Consider the following 16971-nt stretch of genomic DNA (forward strand, 5'->3'; position numbering starts at 1 on the left):
GAGTCCGGGATGATCCGCGACGACGACGCGCCGCCGACGGCACAGGACACGCTGACGGCGCGGGACAAGGGCCTGCCCGACCGCGCCGTAGGCCTCTCGACGCGCGAGTTCCTGGCGACCGGCCCGCGCCTGGACGAGTTCTGGACGCCGCTGATCGCCCTGGACGACGCCGCGATGACCGCGAACGTCGCGACCATGGCGTCCTGGTGCGCGGAACGCGGCTTCGACCTCATGCCGCACGGCAAGACGACGATGGCCCCCGCGCTCTGGAAGCGGCAGACGGACGCCGGAGCCCTCGGCATCACGCTCGCGACGATGGGACAGGTGCGCACGGGACGCGACCTCGGCCTGTCGTCGATCATGCTCGCCAACGCGGCCGTCGACCCGCGGTCGCTCGCGTGGCTGGCGGGCCAGCTGGCCGACCCGGGCTTCCGGTTCGTCAGCTGGGCCGACTCCGTCGCCACGGTCGAGGCGATGGAGCACGGCCTCCGCGAGGCCGGTGCGCCGCGTCCCGTCGACGTCTGCGTCGAGCTCGGAGCCGCCGGCGGCCGCACCGGCGCCCGGTCGCAGGCGGAGGCGGTGGCCGTCGCCGAACGCGTCGCCGCCTCTCCGGTGCTCCGGCTGGCGGGGGTGTCGGGATACGAGGGCAGCCTCGGGCACGACCGCTCGCCGGCCGCGCTCGCCGCGGTGACCGCCTACCTGCGCGCCCAGCTCGAGCTGCACACCGCGCTCGCGCCGCTCTACGACGACGGCGAGCTCTACGTGACCGCGGGTGGCAGCGCCTACTTCGACCTCGTCGCGGACGTGTGGGAGGACGCGGCCCGCGATGAGCGCACGCACTTCACCCTGCGCTCCGGCGCGTACATCGTGCACGACGACGGGTTCTACCGCGGGATCTCGCCGTTCGACGAGGGCGCCGCCGGACCGGGTTCACCGCGGTTCGTCAACGCCATGCACGGCTACGCTCGCGTGGTGTCGACCCCGGAGCCCGGCCTCGCGCTGGTCGACGGCGGCAAGCGCGACTTCCCGTACGACGAGGGGCTGCCCATCCCTCGCGCCTGGCGGGTCGACGCCGCGGAGCCCTGGCGACCGCTCGACGGACACCTCTCGGCGACGAACGACCAGCACTCGTACCTGCGCACCGAGCAGCCGCTGCCGATCGGAGCAGTCGTGCGGCTGGGCCTCTCGCACCCGTGCACCGCGTTCGACAAGTGGCGCATCCTGCCCGTGGTCGAGTCCGCCGAGTCCGACCTGGTGGTGGACCTCGTCCGCACCTGGTTCTGAGGGGGGAGGATGAGTCGCATCGTCTTGCGCGGCGGATCGGTGGTCTCCGCGGACGGTCCCGTGCGCGCCGACGTCGCCGTCGACGGTGACGAGATCGTCCAGGTCGGGCAGGTCGATCCGGACGTCGCCGACACGGTGGTGGATGCCTCCGGACGGTTCGTGCTCCCCGGCTTCATCGACGTCCACTCGCACGCCGACGGTCTGCTCGGCGACACCGAGGTCGCGCTCGCGTTGCTGCGGCAGGGGGTCACGTCGGTGATCGCCGGTCAGGACGGCGTCTCCTACGCGCCGGGCGACGGCGCCTACGCGACCGAGTACTTCGCGGCGATCAACGGCCCGCACCCGTCGTACCGCGGCGGAGGGGTCGGCGCGTACCTCGCCGCCGCCGACGGCACGTCGCCGCTGAACGCCGGCTACCTCGTCCCGGCGGGGACCGTGCGCTTCGAGGTGTGCGGCCGGCACGACCGCCCCGCCGACGACGACGAGCGGCGCCGGATGGCCGCCCTGGTCGCCGAGGGGATGGACGCCGGTGCGCTGGGCCTGTCGAGCGGCCTCGACTACGTGCCCGGCCTGTTCCAGGATGCCGCAGAGCTCGCCGCCCTGTGCGCGCCGGTCGCCCGCGCCGGCGGCGTCTACGTCACCCACATGCGCGGCGGCTACGAGGCGAACACCGCCGCCGGGATCGACGAGGTGGCGGAGATCGCGCGGCTGGCATCGCGGGAGGCGGGAGCTGGGCTGAGGGTGCACGTCTCGCACTTCCACGCCGACGCCGACATCGTGCTCGGCCAGCTCGACGCCCTCGCGCAGCGCGGGGTCGACGCGACCTTCGACGCCTATCCGTATATCCGCGGCTGCACACTGCTCGGGATGCCGCTGCTGCCTCCCGAGGTCTCCACGCTTCCGCGGGAAGAGGCGGTCGCGGTCATCGCCGACCCGGCTCGACGACCCGTGCTCCGGGAGGCGGGCGAGCGGCGGGCGACCACGAGCGCCAGCCTCGGCCCCGACTGGCCCGACATGATCACCCTCGCGCACATCGCCGCCCCCGAACTGGCGTGGGCACACGGCCTCACCCTGCGCGAAGCCGCTCACCGCGCGGGCACCTCTCCGATCGACTTCGCGCTCGACGCCCTGGCGGCCTCCCGGCTCGAGTGCAGCGCCGTCATGGCGGTGCGGAACGCGCGTCCCGCCACCGAGCTGGCCCGCATCTTCGCCCACCCCGCGCACACCGGCGGCTCCGACGGCATCTTCATCGGCGCCCACCCGCACCCGCGCGCGGCCGGGTCGTTCGCCCGTTACCTGCGCGAGTACGTGCGCGAGCTCGGAACCTGGAGCTGGACCGACGCCGTCCACCACCTCTCGGCCCTGCCGGCACGCCGGTTCGGCCTCGGGCGGCGCGGTGCGGTCGCGGCCGGCGCGGTCGCCGACCTGGTGGTCGTCGACCCGGGGACCGTGGCCGACCGCGCCACGTATGAGAGCCCTCGGCGCCTGGCCACCGGAATCGACGACGTCTTCGTCGCCGGTGTCCCGGTCCTCTCCGGAGGCGAGCTGACCGGCGCCCTCCCGGGCCGCGGACTGCGCCGCACCGCAGAGCGGCCCGCCTGAGACTTCCCCGCAGGGGGATCACCCTGTTGTCAACAGAAAGGAACAGCACCATGCCGAAGACCGGTTTCTACGCGGAGGGGGCACCCGCGCCCGCCGGCCCCTACAGCCACGGGGTCGTCGCGAACGGCTTCCTCTACACGGCCGGGTTCGGGCCGCAGGACGCCGAGAACGGGAACGCGATCGCCGACAACGTGGGGGACCAGACCCGCCAGGTCCTGCGCAACATCCAGAAGGTGCTCGCGGTCCACGGCCTGACGACGGACGACGTCGTGAAGTCGACCGTGCACCTCCAGGACCTCGGCGACTTCGCCGAGTTCAACGCGGCCTACGAGGAGTTCTTCACCGCGCCCTACCCGGTGCGCACCACGGTCGGCTCGCAGCTGGCGAACATCCTCGTCGAGATCGACGTCGTCGCGGCCCTCCCGCAGGGCTGACGCCTCCGGCGCCTGAACGGGCCCGTGCTCGAGACCTGGAGGGTCGCGGGCGCGGGCCCGTCCGCTTCTCCCCGTCACCGATCTCCGAAATCCTGCCTCTGCCCGGACGTGGTCGGCGTTCTACCCTGGACGCGGGGCGCTGACGCTCCGGGGAGGGGACGCTCGTGTCCGAACTCGAGGAGAACCAGGCGCCCGCGCCCGCGCCGCCCGAGGGCGCGGGGGTCGTGCTCACGCCGCCCGAGGCCGTCCCGGAGATCCGGGAGGAGCAGGCGGTCGGGATGGTCGCGGTGCCGCCGGAGAAGCGTACCGAGCTGCAGGAGAGGGCGCAGGCGTTCGTGGACGAGCTGGCCGCGATCGAGCCTGGCAGCCCGGAGTTCACCCGCAAGGTGGCCGACATCACGCGCCTGGGGGAGCGGGAGATTCGATCCTCGGCCGAGACCGCGAACCGCATGCTGGAGCGACCGTCGTCCTCCCTGGCCGCCGCGCGCGGCCGCGGGGCCGCGTCGGAGCCGCAGGCGCAGGTGGCGCGTGCGCTGCAGGACCTCCGCACGACGGTCACCGACCTCGACCCGGCGCGCGCGGACCTGACGCCGCCGAAGCGCGCGCTGATCCGCATCCCGGGAGGCCGCCGGCTGACGCGCTACTTCGAGCGGTACCAGTCGGCGCAGAAGCAGCTCGACGCCATCATCGCGGCGCTGATCTCGGGTCAGGATGCGCTGATGAAGGACAACGCCTCCATCGAGCACGAGCGGGAGGCGATCTGGACGACGATGGGCACGCTCGCCGAGTACAACGCGCTCGCCTCCGCGCTCGACGGCGCCACCGCCGCCCGGATCGCGGAGCTGCAAGAGAGCGACCCGGCGCGCGCCGACGCGATGACCGCGGATGCGCTGTTCCCGATCCGCCAGCGCCGGCAGGATCTGACCACCCAGATCGCCGTGTCGGTGCAGGGCTACCTGGCGCTGGATGTGGTGCGGAAGAACAACGCGGAGCTCATCAAGGCCGTGGAGCGGGCACGCACGACGACGATCTCCGCTCTTCGCACCGCCATCGTCGTCGCCGACGGGCTGGAGAACCAGAAGCTGGTCCTCGACCAGATCGGCGCCCTCAACGACACCACCGACACGGTGATCGGTCACACGAGCGAGCTCCTGAAGCAGCAGACCGGCATGGTCCACGAGCAGGCCTCGTCGTCGGGTGTGAGCGTGGAGACGCTGCAGCGCGCCTTCGACGACGTCTTCTCGACGATGGACGCCATCGACGGCTACCGCGCCACCGCGGTGAAGAGGATGGCCGCCACCGTGGATGCGCTGGAGCAGCAGGTGGCCCGGTCGCGCAGCTACCTCGACCGGTCGCGGTCCGGCACGAGCTGACCGGCGGCGCAGGTCACGGCAAGTCGAGCTCGAGCCGCGACCCGGCGAAGCGGTCGGCCAGGAAGCGCCCGTTGATCAGCAGAGCCGACGCATCCTGCTCGATCGCCGCATCCCGCATCGTGCGCGCCGCGGACTCGAGCGCCTCCAGCTGCGCGATCAGCGCCTGGGCCGGCGTCAGGCCGCCCGCGAGCACGTGCTCTGCTGCCCACTCGGCGGGCAGCGCCAGGTAGGCCCGCAGGGTGTCGGGGAGGTAGACGGTCGCGGCGACGCGCACGATCACCTCCGGCTCACCCGTTCCCGCCACCCGCGGAAGCGTCTCGGCCAGCAGTGCGCCGATCCGTCCGACGGCCGCAACCGCCTCGTCCGGCACGCGACGGCCGACGCGCGCGGCGAGGGTCAGCAGGTCCTGCGCGAGGTGCGCGTCGTCGACGTGGATCTCGGAGCCGGGCGGCAGGATCCCCAGCGTCTGCAGCGCCCGCGCCGAATCCGCGGAGTCTTCGGCCGCATGCACGGCCAGGGCGGCGACCAGTTGCGCGAACGCCGTCAGCCACTGGCCCAAGGGGAGGGTGCGGGTCGACAGCGGCACGGTCCCGTAGCGCTGCTCGACCTCCGGCGCCCAGCGCGGGCCGGGCTCCCAGCTCAGGGACAGTGCCTCGGCCGGCCCGGTGAGCCGCAGCCGGGTGAGGGCGCCGGGGCGATGAGCCAGCCGGTCGGCCAGCGACCGGGTGCGCTCGATGGTGAGCGACCCGGAGGCGACGTCGGCCGGGAGGGAACGGGTGACGCTGTCGACGAGCTCGCGCAGGAGCGACTCCGGGTCGCGAGTCCATTCCGCCCCCGTCAGCCTGTCGAGCTCCATGCTCATGCTCCTGCACCGCGCCGGTTCCGGCAGGGCATCGACCGGATGCCCACGCGCTCATCCAAGCACTCGCGGCGGCGCAGCAGAACACCGGGAGCGCGGTTCTCGGCCGGTGCTCAGATAGAGGACTCGAAGGATGGTCAGCTCTCACCGTGCGCCGCGCCCGCCGGCACGTGCTCCACGCCCACTCCGGGCTGGCCGTACTCGCTGAGCACCTGGCCGATGACGACGCGGTACGGGCCGATCCAGCGGTCGTGGAGGCGCTTCGCCTCGCGGTGGGTGTCCATGCCGATCAGCTGGTGCAGGGCGTCGAGGCTGCTCCAGTAGTAGACCTCCGAGTGGAGGCCCGTCTCCGGGTTCCCCCACGACTCCTCGCCGAGGAAGCCCGGGATGGCGCGGGCGCGCTCGGCGATCTCGTCGTTGAGGCGGTGGAACTCGTCGTCGTAGGGCATCGCGGTGAAGATGAAGGTGGACGTGTAGACGGTCGGCCGGGCCATGGCCGTGATCCTAGTCCGACCAGGTGCGGCGCACAGCGGCCTTCGTGCCCGTGACGAGACTGCGCGCGGGGACGTCGTCGGCCACGACGGCGCCGGCCGCGATGACCGCATCCCGGCCGATGGTGACGCCCGGCAGGATGGTCGCGCCCGCGCCGATCCACACGTTCTCCTCGACGACGATGGGGCCGCCGGTGAGCCACACTTTGCGGTCGGCGGTGTCGACCGGGTGGCCGACCGTGATGAAGGTCGCCTTCGGGGCCACCATCACGCGCTCGGCCAGGTGGATGCCGGCGTAATCGAGGAAGGTGCAGTTCTGGTTGATGAACACGCGCTCCGAGAGGTGCAGGTTGCGGCCGTGATCGGTGAAGAACGGAGGATAGATCGTGGTCCGCGCCGGCAGCGGACGACCGAGGATCTCCGCGAACAGCCGCGCCTTGCCCGCCTCGTCGTCGAACGGCAGCACGTTCAACCGCGAGGTGAGCGCCGTCACCTCCAGCACCCGCTCCGACATGGCCTGGAATTCGGGACTGTGGATGCGCATGAGGAAGTCCGACACGCACCGATCCTCGCACGACCCACCGTCGCGCTACGGTGGTCCGAGCAGCCGACCCAGGGAGGACCCATGCCGTACGCCGTCGACTTCGAGAACGTCTCCACGGTGGGACTGGAATCGTCGCCCGTCGCCGAGGCGCTCGCCGGACTCCGCGCCAACGAGGCCCGCTACTTCCGCAACAAGTACGACCACGTCTTCACCGTCGGCACGGCGGAAGAGGAGGCCGACGCGGTCGAGCGTGTCACGCGCATCCTGGAAGACGAGCGCGGGATCCGCATCGCGTCGCCGGCCCTGGAGGCGACGCGCTTCGAGGTCGACGGCATCGACTGGACCTACGTCTTCTACCAGTCCGGCCTCTCCATCAACGTGCTCTACTCGGTCGCGGACGGCGGCAAGCGCGCGGTCGGCTTCAAGCTCTCCGACGGGATGGAGGTGCCGGAGGAGCTCTCGGCCTTCAAGTTCGCGCGGCAGAAGTCGCGGCTAGCCGGCACCATCCGCGGCTCCTTCTTCGTGATCAAGGGCACGTACTGAGACGAATCCCGCCACCGTCGCGGTGAGGAGGTCGCGCACGCCGGCGGCGGAGACCTCCGCGGTCTTCGCGACCCGCATGCCGTGATCGGCCCCCGGCACCGGCACCACCCGGATGCCGTGGTGCGAGGACACCTCTTCGGCCAGCGTCTCCGCGCTGCCGAACGGGTCGCGCGTGCCCTGCAGCACGAGGACGGGCACCTCGGGTTCGAGCAGCTCCTGCAGCCGGGACTTCTCCGGGCTGCCGGGCGGATGCAGCGGGAAGGCGAGGCACACGACGCCGACCGCACCGACCTCGGACGCCGTGCGGCAGGCGACCCGCGCGCCCGCGCTGCGGCCCCCCACGACCAGCGGCAATCCGGTCGCCGCCGACTCGAGAACGTGCGGAGCCGTCTCACGCCAGGCGATGTCGAGCGTGGCCGGCCGCGCGGCCACCTTCTTGCCGGCGACGCGCCATGGCTGCTCGTACCGCACCACGGTGATGCCGAGGGGAGGGAGTCGCGCGGCGAGGACCGCGAGGTCGAGCGCGTCGATGCCGCCCCCGGCGCCGTGGCCGAGCCAGAGCACCGCCGTCGGATGCTCGGCCGCGTCGATGGTGAGCCGGCCGGGACCGACGGAGGTGGGGACGTCGAGGTTCATGGCAACGACGCTACCCGGCGGTCGACGGCGATGGGCCGGAGCATCAGGAACGGTGGAGAAGTCGTCCGCCGACGGGGTTGTGGACGGAAATGCGAACGTCCCGCCGCCGCCGGATCTTGTTTCCCACCGGAAGCGGGCGGACCATGGAGGAAGGCGGATGGGGCGCCGCGGGTCGATGGGGAGATCACGATGGTCGCGGAATCACGGGTGTGCAGGGCGTGCGGAGCGCCGATCTCGACGGAGCGACGGCTGGTGCCGACGTCGTCCGGCGCATGGGCCGTGGCGGTGGTGTCCGTCGGCTGCCGGAATCCGCTCTGCCCGTCGGCGGCGTCGCGCCGGGAGGCCCCGCGCGGCCCCGGCGCGCTCGTCGCCTGACCGAGCGCTCACCACGCGCCGGGGTCGGAGGCGTCCAGCGCGCGGACGCTCGCCACTCCGGGAACGGCCGCCAGGTCGTCCACGAGCCTGCCGGTCTGCAACGCAGGGCCGTGCACCCGGACGTGCAGCTCGACGTTGTCGGCCGCGCCTGCGGCGCCCAGCTCCTCCACGCGCGCCTTGACGCCGGCCTGCGTGCACAGCTCCAGCACCCGGGCGACCGCGTCGCCGCTCCGGGACGCCTGCACCACGAGCGTGGTGCCCGCGGTGCGGCGGAGGAGGCGCTCGGCGGTCGGCAGCGTCCCGACGGCCACCAGGTGCAGCACCGTCCCTGCGACGGCGAGCACCGGCATGCCGGCGCCGCACGCCATCCCGACCGCCGCGGTCACCCAGATGGATGCGGCCGTGGTCAGCCCGACGACGCTGCCGCGGTGGACGAAGATCACGCCGGCGCCGACGAAGCCGATGCCCGTCACCACCTGCGCGGCGATGCGCGACGGGTCCGCCGGCGCATGCCCGAAGGCGGTGAAGCCGAACGCCGAGATGAGGGTGAACAGGGCCGAGCCGAGGCCGACGAGGATGTGCGTGCGGAGTCCCGCGCTCTTCAGCCGCCGCTCGCGTTCGATGCCGATGACGGCCGACAGCACGAAGGCGAGCAGGAGCAGCAGCAGCTGGGTGACCAGCTGCGTCCCGCCGAGCCACAACGTCATGGCCGGATTCTAGGTTCGCGGCGCGCTCCCGCACACCGCAGTTCTGCACAGCGTCGTTAGGCGGCGGCGCCCTCCGCCGCTCCCCGGCTGCGCGGCCGGACGAACACCAGCAGCGCGAGGTGCACCACGGCGAGCGCGGTCGCGACGCCGACCGCCGCCAGCCAGTTCCCGGAGGTCGTGCCGCCGCTGAACAGAAGCCCGAGCACGGTCGTCGCCACGATGGCGCCGACGTAGCGGGAGGTCTGGAAGATGCCGGCCGCGACGCCCGCGTCCTCGGGGCGGGCCGACGAGTACAGCGCCTGATTCATCCCGATGCTGACGACGCAGTACGGGATGCCGAGCGCCGCCGTCAGGAGCAGCACAGCCCACGGCGCCGTCGTGAACGCGGCGACCGCCAGGAGGCCCGCGCCGACGACCAGGGCGATCGCCCCGGTCACGAGCGTCGGCCGCAGCCCGATCGACTCGATGGCCCGCGCCGCCAGCGGCGTGATGACGATCGTCACCGCCGCGAGCGGGAACATCAGCAGGCCGGCCACGCCGGCGGAGTACCCGCCGTGCGTCTGCAGGAACTGGGGCAGGCCGAAGAAGGCCGAGTAGTAGACGACGTTGAAGATCGCGAACGACAGGTACACCAGCATCAGCCGGCGGTTGGCGGCGAGCAGGCGCAGGTCGAGGAACGGGTGCGGGGTGCGAAGCTCGCGCCAGACGAACAGCGCGCCGGCGGCCACGAACACCGGGAGCAGCCACCACAGCGGCTGCGGTTCCAGGTCGAGCAGGAAGATCAGCAGCGACGTCAGCGTGGCGACGAACAGCAGGATGCCCGGGATGTCGGACTCGGCGAGCGTCTGCCGCAGCGGCGTGCGCGCACGCTCGGCATCCTTCGGGGCGAACAGCCACGCCCCGACGAACGCGAGCGCCGCGAGCGGCACGTTCACCCAGAAGATCGACTGCCAGCCCAGGAAGGTGATGAGCGCCCCGCCGAGGACCGGCCCGATCGCGGCGCCCGAGGTGTTGGCGATCTGGATGCGGCCGAGGAGCCGCGGCGTCCCGACCTTCGAGCTCGCGGCCAGGGGACGCAGCATGGCGATCGCCGACGGGAACGCGGTCGCCGTGCCGATGGCGAGCGCGACCCGGCCGGCGCACACCGCCGCGAAGGAGCCCGCGAAGGGCGTGAGCGCGCAGGCGAGGGCGACGACCACCATCCCGAACAGGAACAGGCGGCGCGGGCCGAAGCGGTCGCCGAGCCGGCCCATGAGCGGCTGGCCGGCCGCGGACGCCAAGTAGAAGGAGGTGATCACCCAGGTCACCGCGGTCACGCCCACACCGAAGTCGTGCTGCAGCGGCACGAGTGCGACCGCGATCATCGACGAGTTCAGCGGGTTGAGCAGCGTCCCGAGGCTGAGCGCCGCGACGGCGGCCCCCGTGCGTGGGCGGGCGGGGTCGGCGGAGGCGGTCACTCCGTCCAGGCTACTCGGCTCGCGGGCTCAGTCGTCGAGGTCCTCCGTGGTGACCGGGATGGTGGAGCGGTACGGGTAGGCCGGCATCGACGAGTACTCCTCCTCGTCGGCCAGCTCGTACACGTCGTAGGCGAGGGCGCCGGCGAACGTGGTGGCGACGCGGATCTCCCCGGGCGGGCATCCGCCGATGAGGGGCACGACCACGACGCTGTCGAGGGTCCGGCCGTCCTCGTAGAGGAGGGCCGCTTTGATGGTTCGCGTGAGAGCGTCCATGACCGGACTGTACGCGGTTGTCCCGCGCGTCCCTTGACGGCGCACCGCCTGTCGGAGAAAGTGATGACGAGAGGAGGCTCGGGTGGGAACGCTGATCTACGACGGAGCCGATGGCTTCGCATTCGACGACCGCGTGCTGGCGCACCTTCAGGCGGTGATCCAGCAGAAGCTGCGCCGCCGTGAGGGATTCCTGCTGGTCTGGACCGACCGCACGGCGGAGCCGATCGGCGTCCTCCGCTCGATCTGGCTCGACCCGGCCATCTCCGTCCAGTTCGTGTTCACCGGCTCGACGCTGCCCGAGCTGAACCGCGACTGGCTGACCCTGCTGAGCGAGCGGGCCAACAGCAACTCGGGACTGATCCTGGAGGATGACCTGCGGGCGGAGATCCGCGAGGAAATGCCCGAGGGCAGCTACCGGGCGAGCAAGACCAAGCCGGCTGCGCGGCACGGGGGCTCCTGACGTGGGGAAGCTCGTCTACGGCTACGGGGCGCAGGAGTACGAGTTCGACGACCGGACGCTGTCTCACGTCAAGATCGCGATCGTCACCAAGCTGCGCCGGCACGAGAGTTTCCTGCTGAACTGGCAGGTGCCCGGCGAGCACGGCGGCGGCCGGGTGAGCCTCTGGATCAGCCGCGAGATCCCGATGGCGTTCATCTTCTCGGGCAGCCGGCCGCCGAAGCTCAACGAGCGGTGGATGGAGGCACTGCTGCAGTCCAGCCAGCGGACCGGCGGCATGGTCATCGTGCCGGAGGTCGAAGCGGAGACGCGGTAGGCTCATCCCGCCCGGCAGGTGGCCGGCGGAACACGCACAGGGGGAGTGGATGTCGTTCCAGGCATACCTCGACACGATCGAGGACAAGACAGGACGAACGCCGCGGCAGCTGGTGGACGAGGCGACCGCCAAGGGTTTCGGCCCCGGTAGCAAGGCGGGGGAGATCCTGGCCTGGCTGGCCGATGACTACGGGCTGGGCCGCGGTCACGGGATGGCCCTGGTGCACGTCATCACCAAGGGGCCGACGATCTCCAGCAAGCACGTGGGGACGGACGGCGTGCACCGCGACGAGTCGGAGACGCTCTGGCTGGACGGCCAGGCGACGAAGCCGTCCCCCTGAGCGACTCTCCGGTTGGCGAGGCTAGGGCAGCAGGGCGAGTTTGCCGCCGGGGTGGCCCTGCCTGAGGAAGGCGAGCGCTTCGGGGGCGTCGGCCAGTGGGTAGGTGCGGGCGACGGGGACCTGAAGGCGGCCCTCGGCGGCGAGGTCAAGCAGCCGGCCGCGCACGGAGTCGCGGTACGCCTGGCTTTCGGGCTGGGCGCCGAACACCGCGTGGAAGCCCTCCTGCTGGGCGCGCGCGGCGGCCACGATGGTGACGATGCGCTGCCGGTCGGGCACGAGCTGGAGCGAGACGTCGACCGCCTCGTCGGTGCCGACGGTGTCGAGCGCTGCGGCCACGGAGCCCTGGGCGGCCTCGGCGACGCGGTCGGCGAGACCCGGACCGTAGGCGACCGGCAGCCCGCCGAACCGCCGTACCCGGGCGAAGCTCGACTCGCTCGCGGTGCCGACGACCCGGGCGCCGAGTTCGGCCGCCTGCTGCAGGATGCTGACGCCGACCGCACCGGACGCCCCGTGCACAAGGATGGTCTCGCCCGGACGGACGTCGGTCACATGAAGCATCTGCGCCGCGGTCGTGCCGACCAGCAGGAGATTCGCGGCCTCCTCGTCGGAGAGCCGGGCGGGTTTGGCGAAGACGTCCTTCGCCGGGACGGTGACCTCGGTCGCGTAGCCGCCGCTGATGCGGAACGCCACCACGGCGTCGCCCACCGCACCCCCGCCCGAGGCGATCTCGGTGCCGGGACCGATCGCGGAGATGACCCCGGACACCTCGTAACCGATCGGGACCGGCAGCTCGAGGCCCTCACGCGGGGCCGAGACGTGCTTGTAGTCGGCAGGGTTCACGCCGGCCGCGCGCACCGCGATGGTGACCTCGCCCGCACGCGGCTCCCGCGTTTCCACCTCCGCGAACTCCCACGTCTCCGGCGAGCCCCAGGTCGTCGCCCTCCACTGTCGTGCCATGCCCGCAGCCAACTCCTTGCCGACCGGAGGCTCAAGACGCCGAGACCGCGTCGCTCGCCCGGCCGCTGTGCCGGACGCGGCGAGAACGGGTGGGAGCCAGCCGCAGCATCTGCGCGGTGGAGCTGTCGTCGAGCTCGACCAGATCGCTGCGCGACTTGATGAAATCGCTGAACGAGCGGTAGCCGAGGGCCTTCTCGCTGAACGACGGGTCCATCCGTTTCATCTGGCCCTTCACCGTCGAGCTGTGCAGCCACTCCGAGTCGTCCTTCTCGTGGCCGAGCTGCATCGCACGGGCCAGCAGCCGGGTCGCGACGAGCTGGCGGTCCTCCGACGGCTCCTCGGCCGTGTCCTCCGGCTCCGCCGGCGCTGCGGCGCGCCTCCGGCCGCCCCTGCGTGCAGGCTGCTCCGCCTCCTCGGCGACCGCCGGTGTCGCGTCGCCGCCACCCTCGGTCGATGCCTCGGCGGCCGGCTCCGCCGTGGTGGACGTCTCGGCAGCGGCCTTGGCCCCCCGGCGGCGGCCGCGTGCCGGCGCGGCGGCAGCTTCCTCCGCCGCGGCGCCGACCCCGGACACCTCGACCTCGTCGGCCTCCGCCGCCTCGTCGCGGGCGACACCGGGCAGGTCGTCGTAGCTCACGAACTCGTCGCACGCCGCGGCGAGCGACTTGGCGGTCGATCCGGCCACGCCGATGCCGATGACGTACCGGCCGAGCCGCTTGACCCGCTGCGCGAGCGGGACGTAGTCGGAGTCGCCGGCCACGATCACCACGTGCGTGAGCTCGGGCAGCCGGAACAGGTCTTCGACCGCGTCGACGGCGAGCCGGATGTCGGCGCCGTTCTTGGCATAGGCGGCGGCGGGGAACAGCTGCACCAGGTCGACCGCGCGGCCCACCAGCTGGCCGCGGTACTCGGCGTTCACGGCGGAGGACCAGTCGGCGTAGGCCCGGGTCAGCACCAGCGTGCCGAACGACGAGGAGAAGTCGATGACGGCGCCCAGATCGACCCGCGCCTCCTCCAGCTTCTCCGCGAACCCGGCCTTGGGCTGGGTGGAGCTCGACTTCGGGCGGTCGCGCATGTACGAGCCGCGGCCGTGCACCTGGTCGTAGCGCGAGATCACGATGTTGTCGAAGTCGATGTAGACGGCGACGCGGCCATCTCCGGGTTCAGTCATGCTGCAACGATATCCCGCGCCCGCCGCGGGAGATCCGGGCGGGCGCGGGGTGGGGAGAAGCCGCTCCCTGGGGAGAGGCGCACCACGGTCGTCAGGCGCGGGCGTAGCGGTCGGCCACGTCGAGCGCCGCATCGATCGCGGCGAGTCCGCTCCGCAGCTCGTCCTCCTCGATGATCAGCGGAGGCGCGACGTGCACCCGGTTGAAGTGCGTGAACGGCCACACCCCGGCCGCCTTGCAGGCCGCGGCGACCTCCGCCATCGGCGCGGCGTCCGCCCCTGCCGCGTTGAACGGCACCAGCGGCTCGCGGGTCTCGCGGTCGCGCACCAGCTCCAGCGCCCAGAACAGGCCGCGGCCGCGCACCTCCCCGAGCGACGGATGCCGGTCGAGCCACGACCGCAGCTCCGGCTCGACCACGCGCGAGCCGAGGTCGCGCACGCGGTCGAGGATGCCGTCCCGCTCGAACACCTCGAACGTGGCGACGCCCGCCGCGCACGCCAGCGGGTGCCCGGAGTAGGTCAGGCCGCCCTGGAACGGCACCTCGTCGAAGAACGACGCGATGGCGTCCGAGATCACGACGCCGCCCAGCGGCACGTAGCCCGAGTTGACGCCCTTCGCGAAGGTGATCAGGTCGGGCACGACGTCGAACGCGTCGACGGCGAACCACTCGCCGACCCGCCCGAAGCCGACCATGACCTCGTCGGCGATGTACACGATCCCGTACCGGTCGCACAGCTCGCGCACCCCGGCCAGGTACCCGGGCGGCGGCACGAGCACGCCGTTGGTGCCCACGACCGTCTCCGCGATGATCGCGGCGATCGTGCCCGCGCCCTCGAGCACGATGACGTTCTCCAGGTGCTCCAGCGCCCGCGCGGTCTCCTCCTCCGGAGAGGCGGAGTGGAAGGCGCTGCGGTACGGGTAGGGCCCGAAGAAGTGCGCGACGGAGGGATCGGTCGGCTCGTTCGCCCAGCGCCGCGGGTCGCCGGTCAGCGCGATCGCGGTGGCCGTGCCGCCGTGGTACGAGCGGTACATCGACAGCACCTTGCGGCGGCCGGTGACGCGGCGCGCCAGGCGCACGGCGTACTCGTTCGCGTCCGCTCCGCCGTTGGTGAAGAACACCTTGTTCAGGCTCCCCGGCGCCACCTCGGCGATGCGGCGGGCGAGCTCCCCGCGTACGTCGTTGGCCATCGACGGCTGGACTGTGGCGAGCCGTCCCGCCTGCTGCTGGATGGCCGCGACGAGATCAGGATGCTGGTGCCCCAGGTTGAGGTTGACCAGCTGCGAGCTGAAGTCGAGGTACGCGTTGCCGTCGTAGTCCCAGAAGGTGGAGCCATCGCCCGCCGCGATCGGCAGCGGGTCGATCTTCGCCTGCGCGCTCCAGGAGTGGAAGACGTGGCCGCGGTCATCGGCGCGCACCTGCGCCTCGGCCGCCGCGTCGCCGAACGCGTGCTCGGCGCCGTGCCGGTCGACGTATCCCGTGCGGGTCCGCGCCGCGGAGTGGATGGTGTCGGTCATGTCGTGGTCCTCTTCGGTCTCAGGAGTTGCCGGGGAAGGCGAGCTCGATGCGGGAGTGCACGGGGTCGGGCCAGCGCGTGGTGACCACCTTGCTGCGCGTGTAGAAGTGGAACGACTCCGGCCCGTAGATGTGCGAATCGCCGAACAGGGAGTTCTTCCAGCCGCCGAACGAGTACGCCCCGACCGGGACGGGGATGGGCACGTTGATGCCGACCATCCCGACCTCCACCTCGAACTCGAAGCGGCGGGCCGCCCCGCCGTCGCGCGTGAACAGGGCGACGCCGTTGCCGTACGGGTTCGCGTTGATGAGCTCGATCGCGTCCTCGAAGGTGTCGACGCGCACGACGGAGAGCACCGGGCCGAAGATCTCGTCGTCGTACGCCTTCATGCCGGGTCTCACGTGGTCCAGCAGGCTGACGCCGACGAAGAAGCCGTCGCCCTCGAAGTCGCGCTGGGTGCCGTCGGCGACGACGGTCGCGCCCTCGGCGGCGGCCCCCGTGACGTAGGAGGCGACCTTGTCGCGGTGCTCCCGCGTGATCAGCGGACCCATCTCGCTGGCCGCGTCCGTGCCCGGTCCGATCCGCAGCGCGTCGAGGCGCGAGTGGATGGCGGGGACCAGCCGGTCGGCCACGTCGCCGACCGCGACGACCACGCTCACGGCCATGCAGCGCTCGCCGGCGGAGCCGTACGCGGCCGAGACCGCGGCGTCGGCGGCGGCGTCGATGTCGGCGTCCTCCAGCACCACCATGTGGTTCTTCGCACCGCCCAGGGCCTGCACGCGCTTGCCGTTGGCGGACGCGCGCTGGTAGATCGAGCGCGCGATCGGGGTCGAGCCGACGAAGCTGACCGCGGAGACGTCCGGCGAGTCGAGGATGGCGTCCACCGCCTCCTTGTCGCCGTGCACCACGTTCAGCACGCCGTCGGGGAGCCCGGCCTCGCGGAACAGCTTGGCCAGGTAGACGGACGCGCTCGGGTCCTTCTCGCTCGGCTTCAGGACGACGGTGTTGCCGCACGCGATCGCGCTCGCGACCATCCACAGCGGCACCATGACGGGGAAGTTGAACGGGGTGATGCAGCCGACGACGCCGACCGGCTGCTTGACGCTGTGCACGTCGACGCCGGTGGAGACCTGCTCGCTGTACTCGCCCTTGAGCTTGTCGATCAGGCCGCTCGCGAACTCCACGTTCTCCAGGCCCCGGCCGATCTCGCCAGCGGCGTCGGAGAGCACCTTGCCGTGCTCGCTCGTCACGATCGCGGCCAGCTCCTCCTTGCGCTCGGTGAGGAGGTGGCGGAGGCGGAACAGCACGTCCGCGCGCTTGGTCAGGCTGGTGGCGCGCCAGGCGGGGAAGGCGGCGCGCGCGGCCGCGATGGCTCGCTGGGTCTCGGCGGTGTCGGCGAGCGCGACCTCGTGCTGCCGCTCACCCGTCGCGGGATTGAAGACGGGGCCGGTGCGCACGGCGCCGGTCGGCTCGGCGGGCGACTCCTCGCCGGCGATGAAGTGTCGGATCAGGGCCACGGAGGTCCTCCTCGAGGGTTCGGCCGGACGTTCTGCTCGGCCGGGGCGGTAGGCTTTCCTCCCAATGATCACAGAGCGGGGGCCGGAGGAGCGATGCCAGATCGTCGGGACCACAGAACGGGTCGG

The 16971-nt window shown here is 72.2% G+C and carries 19 protein-coding genes; 8 read left to right on the plus strand and 11 right to left on the minus strand.

Annotated features, from left to right (window positions below):
* Positions 1 to 9: 9 nt before the first annotated feature.
* The 4 genes from P5G59_RS00770 to P5G59_RS00785 all read left to right on the plus strand — a co-directional run bounded on the left by P5G59_RS00770 (position 10) and on the right by P5G59_RS00785 (position 4693).
* Positions 10 to 1284: a type III PLP-dependent enzyme domain-containing protein gene (locus P5G59_RS00770; protein WP_301215056.1), complete on the plus strand. Its 1275-nt coding sequence runs from the start codon at positions 10 to 12 to the stop codon at positions 1282 to 1284.
* 9 nt (positions 1285 to 1293) lie between these two features.
* Complete coding sequence (locus P5G59_RS00775; protein WP_301215058.1) at positions 1294 to 2886, plus strand: N-acyl-D-amino-acid deacylase family protein; 1593 nt, start codon at positions 1294 to 1296, stop codon at positions 2884 to 2886.
* Positions 2887 to 2936: 50 nt separating this feature from the next.
* Positions 2937 to 3320, plus strand: a complete 384-nt coding sequence (locus tag P5G59_RS00780; protein ID WP_301215060.1) for a RidA family protein — start codon at positions 2937 to 2939, stop codon at positions 3318 to 3320.
* Between the two features lie 164 nt (positions 3321 to 3484).
* Complete coding sequence (locus P5G59_RS00785) at positions 3485 to 4693, plus strand: toxic anion resistance protein (protein ID WP_301215062.1); 1209 nt, start codon at positions 3485 to 3487, stop codon at positions 4691 to 4693.
* Positions 4694 to 4706: 13 nt separating this feature from the next.
* Here P5G59_RS00785 and P5G59_RS00790 read toward each other — a convergent pair whose 3' ends face one another.
* The 3 genes from P5G59_RS00790 to P5G59_RS00800 form a co-directional block, all read right to left on the minus strand.
* Positions 4707 to 5549 carry a hypothetical protein gene (locus P5G59_RS00790; RefSeq protein WP_301215064.1) on the minus strand — a complete coding sequence of 281 codons (843 nt, stop codon included), beginning with the start codon at positions 5547 to 5549 and terminating at the stop codon, positions 4707 to 4709.
* 140 nt (positions 5550 to 5689) lie between these two features.
* Complete coding sequence (locus P5G59_RS00795; protein ID WP_301215066.1) at positions 5690 to 6046, minus strand: antibiotic biosynthesis monooxygenase family protein; 357 nt, start codon at positions 6044 to 6046, stop codon at positions 5690 to 5692.
* 10 nt (positions 6047 to 6056) lie between these two features.
* Positions 6057 to 6602: a DapH/DapD/GlmU-related protein gene (locus P5G59_RS00800; protein WP_301215068.1), complete on the minus strand. Its 546-nt coding sequence runs from the start codon at positions 6600 to 6602 to the stop codon at positions 6057 to 6059.
* A gap of 66 nt (positions 6603 to 6668) precedes the next feature.
* Between P5G59_RS00800 and P5G59_RS00805 the strand changes: the two genes are divergently transcribed.
* On the plus strand, positions 6669 to 7130 hold the full coding sequence (locus P5G59_RS00805) for a phage tail protein (protein ID WP_301215070.1): 462 nt from the start codon (positions 6669 to 6671) through the stop codon (positions 7128 to 7130).
* Here the strand turns inward: P5G59_RS00805 and P5G59_RS00810 are convergent.
* The 4 genes from P5G59_RS00810 to P5G59_RS00825 form a co-directional block, all read right to left on the minus strand.
* Positions 7080 to 7766 (minus strand): alpha/beta hydrolase family protein, encoded by a 687-nt coding sequence (locus P5G59_RS00810; protein ID WP_301215072.1) that lies wholly within the window; start codon positions 7764 to 7766, stop codon positions 7080 to 7082. The two genes, P5G59_RS00805 and P5G59_RS00810, sit on opposite strands and share 51 nt — an antisense overlap.
* A gap of 383 nt (positions 7767 to 8149) precedes the next feature.
* The gene (locus P5G59_RS00815; protein ID WP_301215074.1) at positions 8150 to 8848 is read right to left on the minus strand and encodes an MgtC/SapB family protein; all 699 of its coding nucleotides are present in this window, start codon (positions 8846 to 8848) and stop codon (positions 8150 to 8152) included.
* 56 nt (positions 8849 to 8904) lie between these two features.
* Positions 8905 to 10305, minus strand: a complete 1401-nt coding sequence (locus P5G59_RS00820; RefSeq protein WP_301215076.1) for an MFS transporter — start codon at positions 10303 to 10305, stop codon at positions 8905 to 8907.
* A 27-nt stretch (positions 10306 to 10332) separates the two neighbouring features.
* A complete protein-coding gene (locus P5G59_RS00825; RefSeq protein WP_175338036.1) occupies positions 10333 to 10578 on the minus strand; it encodes a hypothetical protein in 246 nt (81 codons plus the stop codon).
* An 82-nt stretch (positions 10579 to 10660) separates the two neighbouring features.
* Between P5G59_RS00825 and P5G59_RS00830 the strand changes: the two genes are divergently transcribed.
* Genes P5G59_RS00830 through P5G59_RS00840 form a run of 3 tightly spaced genes read left to right on the plus strand, consistent with a single transcriptional unit; the run spans position 10661 to position 11691 of the window.
* Entirely contained in the window at positions 10661 to 11038 is a 378-nt protein-coding gene (locus P5G59_RS00830) for a DUF7882 family protein (protein WP_301215079.1), read from the plus strand.
* 1 nt (position 11039) lies between these two features.
* On the plus strand, positions 11040 to 11351 hold the full coding sequence (locus tag P5G59_RS00835) for a DUF7882 family protein (RefSeq protein WP_301215080.1): 312 nt from the start codon (positions 11040 to 11042) through the stop codon (positions 11349 to 11351).
* Positions 11352 to 11400: 49 nt separating this feature from the next.
* Positions 11401 to 11691 (plus strand): DUF4287 domain-containing protein, encoded by a 291-nt coding sequence (locus P5G59_RS00840; protein WP_301215081.1) that lies wholly within the window; start codon positions 11401 to 11403, stop codon positions 11689 to 11691.
* 21 nt (positions 11692 to 11712) lie between these two features.
* On the opposite strand, the gene P5G59_RS00845 is transcribed toward P5G59_RS00840, so the two are convergent.
* From P5G59_RS00845 to P5G59_RS00860, 4 genes are all read right to left on the minus strand, one after another.
* Positions 11713 to 12648 carry a quinone oxidoreductase family protein gene (locus tag P5G59_RS00845; RefSeq protein ID WP_301215083.1) on the minus strand — a complete coding sequence of 312 codons (936 nt, stop codon included), beginning with the start codon at positions 12646 to 12648 and terminating at the stop codon, positions 11713 to 11715.
* 31 nt (positions 12649 to 12679) lie between these two features.
* On the minus strand, positions 12680 to 13816 hold the full coding sequence (locus P5G59_RS00850) for an NYN domain-containing protein (RefSeq protein ID WP_301215084.1): 1137 nt from the start codon (positions 13814 to 13816) through the stop codon (positions 12680 to 12682).
* 91 nt (positions 13817 to 13907) lie between these two features.
* The gene (locus P5G59_RS00855) at positions 13908 to 15329 is read right to left on the minus strand and encodes an aspartate aminotransferase family protein (RefSeq protein ID WP_301215086.1); all 1422 of its coding nucleotides are present in this window, start codon (positions 15327 to 15329) and stop codon (positions 13908 to 13910) included.
* 19 nt (positions 15330 to 15348) lie between these two features.
* Positions 15349 to 16845 carry a CoA-acylating methylmalonate-semialdehyde dehydrogenase gene (locus P5G59_RS00860; RefSeq protein ID WP_301215088.1) on the minus strand — a complete coding sequence of 499 codons (1497 nt, stop codon included), beginning with the start codon at positions 16843 to 16845 and terminating at the stop codon, positions 15349 to 15351.
* Positions 16846 to 16971: the final 126 nt, after the last annotated feature.

The organism is Leifsonia virtsii (genome assembly GCF_030433675.1).
GTDB lineage: Bacteria > Actinomycetota > Actinomycetes > Actinomycetales > Microbacteriaceae > Leifsonia > Leifsonia virtsii.